The sequence below is a fragment of the Streptomyces sp. SID5785 genome (genome assembly GCF_009870065.1).
Lineage (GTDB): Bacteria > Actinomycetota > Actinomycetes > Streptomycetales > Streptomycetaceae > Streptomyces.
In genome coordinates this window covers 1-13,456 of record NZ_WWIA01000126.1, presented here as the reverse complement: position 1 = coordinate 13,456, position 13,456 = coordinate 1, and the positions used below count along the sequence as shown (strand labels likewise).

Below are 13,456 nucleotides of genomic sequence, written 5' to 3'. Positions count from 1 at the left end.
CACGAGTGCCCGGGGCCCGGTCCGGCGGGGCCGGCCGTCGGGGCGCGCCGGGCCCCGGAGGGTTCGGCCGTGCGTCCCGGTGCGGCGGGCGTGCCGGACGGGTCTAGCCGCGCAGTTCCTTGAGCTGGATGTTGCGGAAGGACACGTGGTCGTCGGGGCCGTGGTTCTGGATGCCGACGTAGCCGTCGGTCAGGCTCCGCTCGGGGTCCTTGTTGGTGAAGTCGTTGATCTTGACTCCGTTGAGGAAGACCTGGAGGCGTTCGCCCTTGACCTTGATCTCGTAGGAGTTCCACTCGCCGGGCGGCTTGAGGGCCTTGTCACGGGCCTTGATGTCCGCCGCCTTGAAGGTGTAGACGGACCCGGTGGTGCGGTCGGGGGCGTCGGTGGCGTCGATCTGGACCTCGTAGCCCTTGTTCACCGCGGACCAGGGGTCGTCGGAGGCGGGGAAGCCCACGAAGACTCCGGAGTTGTCGTCCCCCTGCATCTTCCAGTCGAGCTTGAGGGAGTACGACCCGAGCTCCTTGGCCTGGTACCAGAGCAGGCCCATGCCGTCCTTCGACTCGAGCGTGCCGTCCTTGACGTCGAAGCCGCCGGGTCCGGCCTGCTTCCAGCCGGCCAGGCTCTGGCCGTTGAAGATCGACCGGTAGCCCTTGTCCGGCTTGCAGTCCGCCTTGGCCTGGCCGGTGACGTACTTCAGGCCGCCGAGCAGGTGTCCGCGGAAGGCGTCCTCGGCGTAGGACTCCTTGGTGTGGCCGAGGCCGGTGTAGAAGGAGCGGCCGCCGCCGTAGTTCTGGCACCAGGCGATCGGGTGGTCGCCCTTCATGGTGCCGCCCTCGTAGGTGGTCTCGTCGAGCGAGGCGAGGACGTGCACGTTGTCCCGCGGGTTGGTGCGGTAGTTGTACAGCTCGTCGGTGTGCTCCCACGCCGGGTCGAGGTGTGCGGTGGCGGGGTTGTCCCGGTCCTCGACGCGCACGGTGGCCTTCTGGACGGCCGGGTGCGAGTCGAACCAGGCGCCGACGAGCTTGCCGTAGTACGGCCAGTCGTACTCGGTGTCGGCGGCCGCGTGGATGCCCAGGTAGCCGCCGCCCTTGGCGATGTAGCTCTCGAAGGCCTTCTGCTGGGTGTCGTCCAGGACGTCGCCGGTGGTGGAGAGGAAGGCGACGGCGTCGTAGCGGGCGAGGTTCTCGGGGGTGAACTGGGCGGCGGACTCCGTGGCGTCGACGGTGATGTCGCTGGAGGCGCCGAGTTCCTTGAGGGCGGCGATGCCCTCGGGGATGGCGTCGTGCCGGAAGCCGGCCGTCTTCGAGAAGACCAGGACCCGCTTGGCGTTCTTCACGGGTGCCTCGGTGGAGATCTCGAAGCTGTCGAGGTCGTAGAGCGCGCCGTCACCGCCCTTGAAGACGAGGTAGAGCTCGGTCGTCTTCTTCGGGACGTTCTTCAGCGGGACATCTACGTTCTGGAAGGTCTCCCAGCCGCCGGTGACGGGGACCACGGTGGAGCCCAGCAGAGGTCCGGTCGCCGAGCCGGTGCGCACCTCGAGGGTGCCGCCGGCGCCGCCGGAGGAGACCCGTGCGGTGAGCTTCTTGGCTCCGGTGAGGGTGTAGGGCGAGAAGGAGATCCAGTCCCCGTTGTTGATGTCGCCTACGGTCTTGCCGCCCTCGGCCTCGGTCTTGCTCTGTGGTGCGGTGCCCTGCTGCTGGGTGTAGTGCTCGGCCTGCCGGTGCGGCGGCTGGACGACGGCGCGCGCGGTGCCGGTGAGCGCCTCCTGGCCGTTCGCCCCGCCGTCGGTGTAGCTGGCGCCGACGACGCCGTAGATGTTGGCGTTGGGGTCGTGTCCGCCGTCACCGGCGGGCGGCTCAAGGGTGCCCTCACAGCCCATCTCGCTGGTCAGTTCGTGGGCGTGGGAGTCGTGGCCGAGGCTGTAGGCGACCTTGACCTTGGAGCAGTCGATCTTGTCCTCGGGGTCGGTGACGGTCACCTTGAAGGGGACCGGGTCGCCGAGCTTGCCCAGGGTGCCGGTGGCCGGCGTGACGATCTTGACCGTGGGCTCGGTGTTGCCGACGACGATGCGGGCGCTGGCGTTGCCGGTGTTGCCCTCGGGGTCCTTGGCCGTGAAGGTCGCGGTGTAGGTGCCGACCTTCGCGTACTTGTGCGTCGGCGTGAGGCCTTCGCCCTTGGTGCCGTCGCCGAAGTCCCAGCTGTACGTCAGGTCCGGCGAGTCGGCGTCCTTCGCGGAGCCCGTGAAGCCGACCTTCAGGCCTGCGGCGCCGGACGTCCTGTCGGCCTTGACCTCGGCGATCGGCGAGTATCCGTCGGCCGCGTTCTCGATGCGGTACAGACCGGAGTTCTCGTCTCCCTGGAACCAGGAGAGGCCGTAGTCGAGGACGTAGAGCGCGCCGTCGGGGCCGAACTCCATGTCCATGATCTGGGTGCCGGTCCACGGGAAGTCGTTGATCTTCGCGACCGAGCCGTCGTCGTTCTGCTCGATCCGCTTGATCCAGCGGCGGCCGAACTCGCCGGCGAAGAAGTCGCCGTCGTACTCCTCGGGGAACTTCACCTTGGAGTCGAGGTCGGCGTCGTAGCGGTAGACCGGGCCGCCCATCGGCGACTCGGAGCCGCTGCCGAACTCGGGCACGGACGCGTCGTCGTACGGGATCCACGCGGCCTGCGCGGGCGGCAGGTCGGTCAGGCCCGTGTTGTGCGGGGACGTGTTCTTCGGTGCGGCGCAGTCGAAGGTCTCGCCGGACTCCTTGGTGGCGAAGTCGTAGTCGACGTAGGGGTCGTTGTCGCCGGTGCAGAACGGCCAGCCGAAGTTGGCGGCCTTCGTCACCTTGGCGAACTCGACCTGGCCGGCCGGGCCGCGCTTGGGGTCGGCGGCACCGGCGTCGGGGCCGTAGTCACCGACGTAGACCGTGCCGGTCTTCTTGTCGACACTGATGCGGAACGGGTTGCGGAAGCCCATCGCGTAGATCTCGGGGCGGGTCTTCTCGGTGCCCGGGGCGAAGAGGTTGCCCTCGGGGATCGTGTAGGAGCCGTCCTCGGCGACCTTGATGCGGAGGATCTTGCCGCGCAGGTCGTTGGTGTTGCCGGCCGAGCGGCGGGCGTCGAAGGCCGGATTGCGGTCGGACCGCTCGTCGATCGGCGTGTAGCCGTCGGAGGCGAAGGGGTTGGTGTCGTCGCCGGTCGACAGGTACAGGTTGCCCTGCGCGTCGAAGGCGATGTCGCCGCCGACGTGGCAGCAGGTGCCACGGGAGGTCGCGACTTCGAGGACCTTCTTCTCACTGGCCATGTCCAGCGTGCCGTTGTCGTTGAGGACGAAGCGGGAGAGGCGGTTGACCCCGTCGAACGGCTTGAAGTCGTCGGCGGTCCCGGTCTCCGGGGCGTCGCCGGCCGGGGTGTCGAGCGGCGGGGCGTAGTACAGGTAGACCGCCCGGTTGTTCTTGAAGTCCGGGTCGATGCCGACGCCCTGCAGGCCCTCCTCGTCGTGGTCGTAGACGGGGATCTTGCCGGCGACCTTGGTGACGCCACCCTGGTCGGTCAGGCGCAGTGTGCCGTCGCGCGCGGTGTGCAGGACGCTGCGGTCCGGGAGCACGGCGAGCGACATCGGCTCGCCCATCTCCGGTTCCCCCTTGGCCAGCGGCACCTGCTGGAACTGGCCGTCGGCGGCCGCGGCCGTCTTGGTGCCGGACGCGTCCGCGGGGGCGCCCGCGACGGCGGACACCGTCGGGGACCCCACGGCGAGGAGCGCGCCGGTGAGCAGGGCGAGTGCGGTACGCATCCGGGGGCGCCGCTTGGCTCCGGTGATTCTGAGTCTGCTTCTGTGCACGAAGTCCCTCCGGGAACGGGTGGGCCGTACGGAACGGGTGCTTGGACGTGCGGTGCGGGCGCCGGGGTGCGCCGTCACCCCGGGGGCGTGGGTGTCCTGGAGTGCTCTGCGGAACTTCAGGTTCACGTCAGGGACCGTAGCGGCGTTTGTCCGGGACGAACACCCCTTGCGTCACTGATAGTTGAGCTTTTTCCCATCACAGGACAAAGCTGGTTCCGGGCAGCCCGGACCGGGGACCGGCGCGATGGCCCGGCCCCCGTCCCCGTGGCGGTGCGGTCAGCTGTTGAAGGCGGCGTCGAAGGACGCGGTGGGCGGCTCGAAGTCGAACGCCTTCAGGCTGCGCAGGGCCTCCGGCGCACCCTGCAGACGGTCCATGCCGGCGTCCTCCCACTCCACGGAGACGGGCCCCGTGTAGTCGATGGAGCGCAGCATCCGGAAGACGTCCTCCCAGGGGACGTCACCGTGGCCGGCGGACACGAAGTCCCACCCGCGCCGGGGGTCGCCCCACGGCAGGTGGGAGCCGAGGCGGCCGTTGCGCCCGTCCAGGCGCCTGCGGGCCTCCTTGCAGTCCACGTGGTAGATCCGGTCCCGGAAGTCCCACAGGAATCCGACCGGGTCCAGGTCCTGCCACACGAAGTGCGAGGGGTCGAAGTTGAGCCCGAAGGCCGGCCGGTGGCCGACGGCCTCGAGGGCCTTGTGCGTGGTCCAGTAGTCGTAGGCGATCTCGCTGGGGTGGACCTCGTGGGCGAAGCGCACGCCCTCCGCGTCGAAGACGTCGAGGATCGGGTTCCAGCGCTCGGCGAAGTCCTCGTAGCCGCGCTCGATCATCGACTCGGGCGCCGGGGGGAACATGGCGACGAGGTGCCAGATCGACGAACCGGTGAAGCCGATGACGGTGTCGACCCCGAAGGCCGCGGCGGCCCGGGCCGTGTCCTTGATCTCGGCGGCGGCGCGCTGCCGTACGCCCTCGGCCTCGCCGTCGCCCCAGATACGGGCGGGCAGGATCCCCTCGTGGCGTTCGTCGATGATGGCGTCGCAGACGGCCTGGCCGACGAGGTGGTTGGAGATCGCCCAGCACTTGAGCCCGTACTTGTCGAGCAGGGCGTGGCGAGAGTCCAGGTAGGCCGGGTCGGCGAGTGCCTTGTCGACCTCGAAGTGATCGCCCCAGCAGGCGAGTTCCAGGCCGTCGTAGCCGAAGTCCCGGGCCAGACGGCAGACTTCCTCGAGCGGCAGGTCCGCCCATTGTCCGGTGAACAGCGTGAACTGGCGTGGCACGGTGTGCGGACCTCCTCAGGCCGGTACGGGGGTGTAGACGGAGTTCTTCGCCGCGCTCTCCTCGACCGCGGCGAGGACGCGCTGCACCTGGAGCCCGTCGGCGAACGACGGCGCGGGCGCGGTGCGCGCGGCGATCGCGTGGACCAGGTCGCGGGCCTGGTGGGCGAAGGTGTGCTCGTAGCCCAGGCCGTGGCCCGGCGGCCACCAGGCCTCCAGGTAGGGGTGCTCCGGTTCGGTGACGAGGATGCGCCGGAAGCCGGCCCCGGCGGCGGGCTCCGTCTGGTCGTGGAAGTACAGCTCGTTGAGCCGCTCCAGGTCGAAGGCCAGCGAGCCCTTCTCCCCGTTGAGTTCGATCCTGAGCGCGTTCTTCCGGCCGGTCGCGAAGCGGGTCGCCTCGAAGGAGGCGAGGGCCCCGGAGGCGAAGCGCCCGGTGAACACGGCGGCGTCGTCCACGGTGACCTGGCCGACGGCCGCGGACCCGGTCGCCGTCAGGCCCGTGGAGGCGCCGTCCTGCAGGGGGCGCTCCTTCACGAAGGTCTCGGTCAGCGCGGAGACCCCGGCGACGGGCTCCCCCGCGAGGTACTGGGCGAGGTCGACGGCGTGCGCGCCCAGGTCCCCGAGCGCGCCCGATCCGGCATGGGCCTTCTGCAGCCGCCAGGTGAGCGGGAAGGCGGGGTCGACGAGCCAGTCCTGCAGATAGCTGACCCGCACGTGGCGCAGGGTGCCGAGGCGCCCTTCGGCGATCATCCGGCGGGCGAGTGCCATGGCGGGCACCCGCCGGTAGTTGAACCCGGTCATGGAGATCTGGCCGCGCCCGGCGGCGGCCCGGGCGGCCTCCGTCATGGCCTCCGCCTCCTCGACGGAGTTGGCCAGCGGCTTCTCGCACAGCACGTGCTTGCCGGCCTCCAGGGCGGCGACCGCGATCTCGGCGTGGCTGTCGCCGGGTGTGCAGATGTCGACGACGTCGACGTCGTCCCGGGCGATCAGCGCACGCCAGTCGGTCTCCGCCGCCGCCCAGCCGAGCCGGTCGGCCGCGGCGCGCACGGCCGCACCGTCACGGCCGCAGACCGCGGCGAGCCGGGGCCGCAGCGGCAGGTCGAAGACGTGCCCTGCCGTGCGCCACCCCTGGGAGTGGGCGGCCCCCATGAAGGCGTAGCCGACCATCCCGACGCCCAGGACGGGCTTGTGCCCTGCCCCGGCGTTCCCCTCGCCGCCGTCCCCCGTCGCGTCCGGGTCCCTCGTCGCGCCCGTGCTGCTGCCTGCCATGCGGAAGTCCTCCTCGTCCACGCCGTGATCGCCAGGTGCCTCGTGCCGGCACCTGTCACCTGAAGCCGGTCGGCATGTACTGGCCGACGTTCTTCTTGTCGACGACCGCCGAGAACAGGGTCACGTGCGCGGGGATCTCGAACTCGGCCATGCCGCTGATGCCCTTGCCCTGGCCGAGCGCGCGGGCGAGGTCGATCGCGGACGCCGCCATGGTCGGCGGGTACAGGACTGTCGCCTTCAGGACGCTGTCGCCGGCCTCGATCGCCTGCATCGCGGAGAGCGCGCCGGCGCCGCCGACCATCAGGAAGTCGTCCCGCCCGGCCTGCTTGATGGCGCGCAGGGCGCCCACGCCCTGGTCGTCGTCGTGGTTCCACAGGGCATCGAAGCTCTTCTGCGCCTGCAGCAGCTGCGACATCTTGGCCTGGCCCGACTCGACGGTGAAGTCGGCCGCCTGGCGGGCCACCTTCTTGATGTTCGGGAAGTTCTTGAGGGCGTCGTCGAAGCCCTGGCTGCGCTGCTTGGTGAGTTCGAGGTTGTCGATCCCGGCCAGCTCGACGACCTTGGCGTTCTTCTTGTCCTTGAGCTGCTCGCCGATGTAGTTGCCGGCGGCCAGGCCCATGCCGTAGTTGTCGCCGCCGACCCAGCAGCGGTAGGCCTGCGGGGTGTTGAAGATGCGGTCCAGGTTGACCACGGGGATGCCCGCGCGCATCGCCTTGAGGCCGACCTGGGTCAGCGCCTTGCCGTCGGCGGGCAGGATGACGAGGACGTCGACCTTCTTGTTGATGAGCGTCTCGACCTGGCCGATCTGGGCGGCCGTGTCGTTGGAGCCCTCGGTCGCCTCCAGCGTGACGTCGGAGTACTTCTTCGCCCGCTCCTTGGCGTTGTCGTTGATCGCGTTGAGCCAGCCGTGGTCGGCCTGCGGTCCCGCGAAGCCGATGGTGACCTGCTTGCCGGGCTTGTCGTCGGCGACCGGCTGGTCGGCGGCCTTGCTGGAACTTCCCTTGTCACTCGGTTCGTTACTGGTGCAGGCGGTCAGCAGCCCGCCCGTGGTCACGGCGGCTGCCGCTCCGAAGAGGATGTTTCTGCGGCTCGTCATGTCTGGCATGGCGTCGTCCCTTCCCGGGGCACGAGGGGTGAGGTGGGTCAGGTGGTGGAGCGCGAGGTACGTCCCTGGACCAGGACGGCGACGACGATGATCGCGCCCTTGGCGATCTGCTGGACGTCGGTCTGGAGGTTGTTGAGCGCGAAGATGTTCTGGATCGTGGTGAAGATCAGGACGCCGAGGACGGAGCCGACGATGGTGCCGCGGCCGCCGGTGAGCAGGGTGCCGCCGATGATGACGGCGGCGATGGCGTCGAGTTCGTACAGGTTGCCGTTGGTGTTCTGGCCGGAGCCGGAGAGCACGATGAGGAGGAAGGCGGCGATGCCGCAGCACAGACCGGAGAGCAGGTACAGGTACAGACGCTGACGGCGGACGTCGATGCCGGCGAGCCGGGCGGCCTCCGCGTTGCCGCCGACGGCGACGGAGCGACGGCCGAAGGTGGTGCGGTTGAGCACCAGCCAGCCGATGACGGTGACCGCGGCGAAGACCAGCACGAGCGGCGGGATGCCGAGGATGTAGGAGTCCCGCTCGCCGAGGCTCAGCACGCTGTCGACGGTGACGACCTGGGTCTTGCCGTCGGTGAGCTGCAGGGCGAGTCCGCGGCCCGAGGCGAGCATCGCGAGAGTGGCGATGAAGGGGACCATGCTGCCGTAGGCGATGAGCACGCCGTTGACGAGGCCGCAGCCGACACCGACGACGATCGCGGTGAACAGGATGCCGAGGAAGCCGTACTCCTGGGTGGCCACGGTCGTGGCCCAGACGCTGGCGAGGGCGACGATCGCGCCGACGGAGAGGTCGATGCCGCCGGAGATGATCACGAAGGTCATGCCGACGGTGACGACGCCGATGACGCTGGCCTGGGTCAGGACGAGCTGGACGTTGTCCGTGTCCAGGAAGCTGTCCGGCTGGGTGATGCCGCCGATGACGATCAGGGCGACGAGCACACCGAGCAGGGAGAGGGTGCGCAGGTCCGCGCGGAGCGCCTTCAGGGGGGCGCGGGCCGGCGGGGCGTCGGCGCGTTTCGGCTCCGCCGGGCGGGCGGGTGAGGCGGGCTGCGTCATGGCGCCGTGGTCCCTTCGGGGTGGGTCGTCGGTGAGTGCGGTGCGGCTGCGGTGCGGGGCGGCACGCCGGGGGCCGGGTCTGTCGCCGGGGTCATGCCGGGGTGCCTTCCATGACCAGGTCCAGGACCTCGTGTTCGGTCAGGGTCTGCGCCGGGGACTCGTGGACGACCTGTCCTTCGCGCAGGACCAGGACCCGGTCGGCGAGGCCGAGCACCTCCGGGACCTCGCTGGAGACGAGGAGGACGGCGAGGCCCTCGTCGGCCAGCCGGCGGATGACGGCGTAGAGCTCGGCGCGGGCGCCGACGTCGACGCCGCGGGTCGGCTCGTCGAGCAGCAGCACCTTGCAGCCGCGCAGCAGCCAGCGGGCCAGGACGGCCTTCTGCTGGTTGCCGCCGGACAGGGTGCGCACGGGCACGGAGGGGTTGTCGGGCCGCAGCGAGAGGTCCTGGGTGGCGCGGCGCGCGGCGTCGTGCTCCGCCGCGCGGTTGAGCCAGCCGCCGTACGAGAAGCGGGACATGGAGGAGACGGAGACGTTGCGTGTGACGGACTCGAGCATCAGGAGGGCCTGGGCCTTGCGCTCCTCGGGGGCGAGACCGAGTCCGGCCCGCACGGCGGAGCGCACGCTGCCGGGCCGCAGGGCCGTGCCGTTCACGGTGACCGTACCGCTCGTGGGGCGCCGGGCACCGTAGATGGTCTCGAGGATCTCGGAGCGGCCCGAGCCGACGAGTCCGGCGAGGCCGACGATCTCGCCGGGGCGCACCTCCAGGTCGAGGGGGGCGAACTCGCCGGTGCGGGACAGGTCGCGCACCGTCAGGACCGGTTCGGCGGCGGGGTGTTCGGTGGGCCGCTCGGGGAAGACGTACTCGACGTTGCGGCCGGTCATCAGCGCGACGACGTCGCGGGTCGGGGTGTCCTTGGCGGGCAGGCCGACGGCCACGGCGCGGCCGTCCTTGAGGACGGTGACGCGGTCGCCGATGCGGCGGATCTCCTCGAGGCGGTGCGAGATGTAGATGACGGCGACGCCGTCGGCGGTGAGGTCGCCGACGATGCGGAAGAGGTTGTCGGTCTCGTCGGGGTCGAGCGCCGCGGAGGGCTCGTCCATCACGATGAGGCGCACGTCGTGCGAGAGGGCCCGGGCCATGGAGACGATCTGCTGGTGGGCGGCGGAGAGGTCGCCGACGAGGGTGCCGGGGTCGATCTCGCCGTGCCCGAGCCGCTTGAGCAGCGCGCTGGTCGTGCTCTTCGCGTCCCGGCCGCGGACCACGAAACCGGCGGTGGTCGGCTCGTGTCCCAGGTGGACGTTCTCGGCGACGGACAGGCCCTCGACCAGGTCGAGTTCCTGGTAGATGGTGGCGATGCCGCGGCGCATGGCCGCGATCGGCGAGCGCAGGGTGACGGTCTCGCCGGCCCAGGTGATGACGCCGCCGTCGGGCTGGTGGGCACCGGCGAGCACCTTGATCAGCGTGGACTTGCCCGCGCCGTTCTGGCCGAGCAGGCAGTGCACCTCGCCGGCCTGGACCTCCAGGTCGACGCCGTCGAGGGCGCGCACGCCCGGGAACGACTTGGTGATGCCGGACATGGTGAGCAGCGGTGGTTCTGGTGCCATGGCGGTTCCCTCATGAACGGGTGCGGGCCGGTTTCAGGGCAGGGCAGAGCAGCGCGCGGTGCTTCGTGGGGGAAAGACGGGAGCGCGGACGTGCGGAGACAGCGTGGTGACACGTGTGGGCAGGCGCGGGACCGGCGGTCCGGTACGGGTACGGCAGGTTCAGGTACGAGTACGGGTACGGTGGTGCGGGTGGCGCTGTTCGGAGCGGAGCCGGGGGTGGTGCCGGGCATGGTGCCGGGCGCGGGCCCGGTCGTGCTGCGGCCCGGAGGCCTACGCGGGTGAGAACAGATGGTCGCTGATCAGGCGGGCGCCGCCGATGACTCCGGCGGCGGGACCGAGCTCTCCCAGGACGATGGGCAGGTTGCCGGTCGCCAGGGGCAGCGACTGGCGGTAGACCTGGGTGCGCAGGGCGGCGAGCAGCGTGTGGCCGAGGCCGGTGACCCCGCCGCCGATGACGACGAGGCCGGGGTTGAAGAAGCTGACGAGGGACGCGATGACCTGGCCGGTCCGGTTGCCGCCCTCGCGGATCAGGTCGAGGGCGGTGGGATCACCGGCCGCGGCGGCCACCGCGACGTCCGCCGCGCTGAGCGCCCCGGTCGACTCCAGCCGTCCGGCGAGCTCGGGCGAACGCCCGTCGCGTGCGGCCTCCTCGGCGTCGCGGGCGAGTGCCGCGCCGCTGAAGTAGGCCTCCAGGCAGCCCTTGTTGCCGCAGGCGCAGGGCCTGCCGTCGGGCTCGACCTGGATGTGCCCGATGTCGCCCGCCGAACCGGTCGTCCCACGGTGGACCTCTCCGCCGACGACGATCCCGCAGCCGATACCGGTACCGATCTTGACGCAGAGGAAGTCGCGCGCCTGGCGGGCGACGCCGGCGTGCTGCTCCCCCATCGCCATGAGGTTCACGTCGTTGTCGACCATGACGGGGCAGCCCAGCTCCTGGCTGAGTGCCTCGCGGACCGGGAAACCGTCCCAGCCGGGCATGATCGGTGGCGCGACGGGCACGCCCTCGGGGAAGCGGACGGGACCGGGCACACCGATGCCCGCTCCGTCGAGCCCCTCGGCCAGCCCGGACGCCTTCAGCTTCGCGACCATGGCGAGGACCTGCTCGAAGACCGCGACCGGCCCCTCCCGGACGTCCATGGGCTGCGTGATGTGCCCGAGGACCTCCAGCTCGGCGTTGGTGACGGCGACGTCGACCGAGGTCGCGCCGATGTCGACACCGAGGAACCGCAGTTCGGGTGCGAGCCGGATGTTGTGGGAGCGGCGGCCGCCGCGCGAGGCGGCGAGTCCGTCGGCGACCACGAGTCCGGTCTCCAGGAGCCGGTCCACCTCGACGGCCAGCTTCGACCGGGAGAGGTCGATCTGATCGCCCAGCTGGGCCCGGGAGTTGGGCCCTCCGTCACGCAGCAGCCGCAACAGACGCGCCTGATGCGTGTTCGCGGGTCGAGCCGTCATACGTCTCACGTGCCCCTCCCCGCCTCTTCGGGCTCCAGTGGTCCTGCTTTCGACGGTGAACGTAGCAGTGCCTGCCTGGTGTGGGAAGAAGTTGCGCAGGAATTACCCATGACTTTCTCCAGTCACAGGACAAAGAGGGGGGCGGGGTCACCTCCACAGACGGCGTTCGTGCTCCCTGGGCGCGTGCACGAGGCGGGCACCGTCCCCGGAGAAAGTCATGACCGGACGCTTTGGACCCCACTGCGACCAGCCCGGATCGCCGGTCGCCGCGAACGACACCCAGGCGCGGTGCATGGCGTCGGCCAGCGCCTGCGGGGCGTCGCCGCCCGTGAGCAGGCGTCCGTCGGCCGCGTCGAGCGTGTCGAAGACGAACCCGATCTCCAGCGCGTGACAGGCCCCGAGCTTCTGCACCGGGGACGGCCAGCCGAACTCGTAGAGGTACGTACGCCCGGCGAGCTCCGGTCCGGCGAGCCGGGAGTCGGCGAGCCGGTTGAGCGGGACGCGCAGCAGGGTGTCGGTGGCGATCGCGCCCAGGAGTTCGCCGGGCGACGCGCCGGGTCGGTCCGCGCGGTAGACCTGCGCGGTGTCCTCGGGCGCCTGCTGCCGGACCAGGGCGGCGCGCAGGTCGTCCTCGCCGATGCGGTCGACGAGACCGGTGGGCACGAACCACAGCCGGTACTCGTCGGTGGTGCTGCCCGCGAGGAGGTCGACGCCGCTGCTCGCGCCGTGTGCCAGTGCGGTGAACGGGTCCTCGGGCACCAGGTCGCCGTCGACGACGATGTCGAAGCCGGGTCCGCCCGTGAGCGGGTTGCCGCCCTGGGTGACGTCCCGCTGCGCGGCCAGGAGCCGGCCGCGGTCGGCGGCGGCGAAGGCCGCGGCGGTGGGCTCGGTGCCGAGCCGTTCGGCGATCGCCGCGGTGGTGGCCGCGGCCCGTGCGGGCGTCGCCGTCGTCGGGATGCCGGACTGCAGCACGGCCCGCCGGAACAGTCCCCGGGCGCTCGGCACGGCGAGCAGCACACCGATGCTCGTGGCGCCCGCGGACTCGCCGAAGACCGTGACGTTGTCCGGGTCGCCGCCGAACGCCCGGATGTTGTCGCGCACCCAGCCCAGCGCGGCGATCTGGTCGCGCAGGCCGCGGTTGGCCGGGGCGTCCGGGAAGACGCCGTACCCCTCCACGCCGAGCCGGTAGTTGAGGGACACCAGCACGACGCCGTCGCGGGCGAAGGCGCCTCCGTCGTAGGTGGGCACCGCGGACGAGCCGTTGCGCAGGGAGCCGCCGTGGATCCACACCATGACGGGGCGCGGCGCCGCGTCGGTGGCGGGCGTCCAGACGTTCAGGTTGAGGCAGCCGTCGCCGGGGACGTCCGGGTCGGGCAGCAGGGCGTTCAGGGGCGCCGCGTACGGGTTCTTGGGGGCGGTGGGCCCGAAGGCGGTGGCGTCGAGGACGCCGTCCCAGGGCTCGGGGGGCTCCGGAGCCCGAAAGCGCAGCGTTCCGGTCGGCGGGGCCGCGTAGGGGATGCCGCGGAAGACGGCGACACCCTGCTCGACGGTGCCGCGCACCGGGCCGTGGGTGGTCTCGACGACGGTCATGCGCACACCTCGCGGAGGTCCCGCTTGAGGATCTTGCCGCTGGGCCCGAGCGGCAGTTCGTCGAGGAGCCGTACGACGCGCGGGTACTTGTGCCGGCCGAGTCGCTCGCGGGACCAGGCGACGATGTCGTCCGGGGCGTCCGGCGCGCCCGGGCGCAGCACCACGGCGGCGCACACCTCCTCGCCGCGCTCGGCGTCGGGCAGGCCGATGACGCTGACCTGGGCGACGGAGGGGTGCCGCGCGAGCACCTCCTCGACCTCGCGCGGGTAGACGTTGAA

At 71.2% G+C, this 13,456-nt stretch carries 8 protein-coding genes and 1 pseudogene; all 9 read right to left on the bottom strand.

Annotation, left to right across the window (positions count from 1 at the left end):
- Positions 1-103: 103 nt before the first annotated feature.
- Entirely contained in the window at positions 104-3,826 is a 3,723-nt protein-coding gene (locus GTW43_RS03795; RefSeq protein WP_161300183.1) for a ThuA domain-containing protein, read from the bottom strand.
- Positions 3,827-4,102: 276 nt separating this feature from the next.
- The gene (locus tag GTW43_RS03790; RefSeq protein WP_161300182.1) at positions 4,103-5,101 is read right to left on the bottom strand and encodes a sugar phosphate isomerase/epimerase family protein; all 999 of its coding nucleotides are present in this window, start codon (positions 5,099-5,101) and stop codon (positions 4,103-4,105) included.
- A gap of 15 nt (positions 5,102-5,116) precedes the next feature.
- Entirely contained in the window at positions 5,117-6,265 is a 1,149-nt protein-coding gene (locus GTW43_RS03785; protein ID WP_237536383.1) for a Gfo/Idh/MocA family oxidoreductase, read from the bottom strand.
- A 157-nt stretch (positions 6,266-6,422) separates the two neighbouring features.
- Entirely contained in the window at positions 6,423-7,472 is a 1,050-nt protein-coding gene (locus GTW43_RS03780; protein WP_161300180.1) for a substrate-binding domain-containing protein, read from the bottom strand.
- A 38-nt stretch (positions 7,473-7,510) separates the two neighbouring features.
- Positions 7,511-8,530: an ABC transporter permease gene (locus tag GTW43_RS03775; RefSeq protein ID WP_161300179.1), complete on the bottom strand. Its 1,020-nt coding sequence runs from the start codon at positions 8,528-8,530 to the stop codon at positions 7,511-7,513.
- Between the two features lie 91 nt (positions 8,531-8,621).
- The gene (locus GTW43_RS03770; protein ID WP_161300178.1) at positions 8,622-10,136 is read right to left on the bottom strand and encodes a sugar ABC transporter ATP-binding protein; all 1,515 of its coding nucleotides are present in this window, start codon (positions 10,134-10,136) and stop codon (positions 8,622-8,624) included.
- Between the two features lie 270 nt (positions 10,137-10,406).
- A complete protein-coding gene (locus GTW43_RS03765) occupies positions 10,407-11,588 on the bottom strand; it encodes an ROK family transcriptional regulator (protein WP_161300177.1) in 1,182 nt (393 codons plus the stop codon).
- 147 nt (positions 11,589-11,735) lie between these two features.
- Positions 11,736-13,178, bottom strand: a complete 1,443-nt coding sequence (locus tag GTW43_RS03760) for a carboxylesterase family protein (protein ID WP_161300176.1) — start codon at positions 13,176-13,178, stop codon at positions 11,736-11,738.
- Positions 13,175-13,456 (bottom strand): annotated as a pseudogene (locus GTW43_RS03755) (long-chain fatty acid--CoA ligase); the annotation flags it as partial. The pseudogene GTW43_RS03755 and the gene GTW43_RS03760, both read right to left, overlap by 4 nt.

Bases quoted from the DNA above. Each gene is read 5' to 3' on its own strand.
- GTW43_RS03770 (WP_161300178.1), bottom strand. From the start codon at position 10,136: ATGGCACCAGAACCACCGCTGCTCACCATGTCCGGCATCACCAAGTCG.
- GTW43_RS03760 (WP_161300176.1), bottom strand. From the start codon at position 13,178: ATGACCGTCGTCGAGACCACCCACGGCCCGGTGCGCGGCACCGTCGAG.
- GTW43_RS03785 (WP_237536383.1), bottom strand. From the start codon at position 6,265: ATGGTCGGCTACGCCTTCATGGGGGCCGCCCACTCCCAGGGGTGGCGC.
- GTW43_RS03780 (WP_161300180.1), bottom strand. From the start codon at position 7,472: ATGCCAGACATGACGAGCCGCAGAAACATCCTCTTCGGAGCGGCAGCC.
- GTW43_RS03775 (WP_161300179.1), bottom strand. From the start codon at position 8,530: ATGACGCAGCCCGCCTCACCCGCCCGCCCGGCGGAGCCGAAACGCGCC.
- GTW43_RS03765 (WP_161300177.1), bottom strand. From the start codon at position 11,588: ATGACGGCTCGACCCGCGAACACGCATCAGGCGCGTCTGTTGCGGCTG.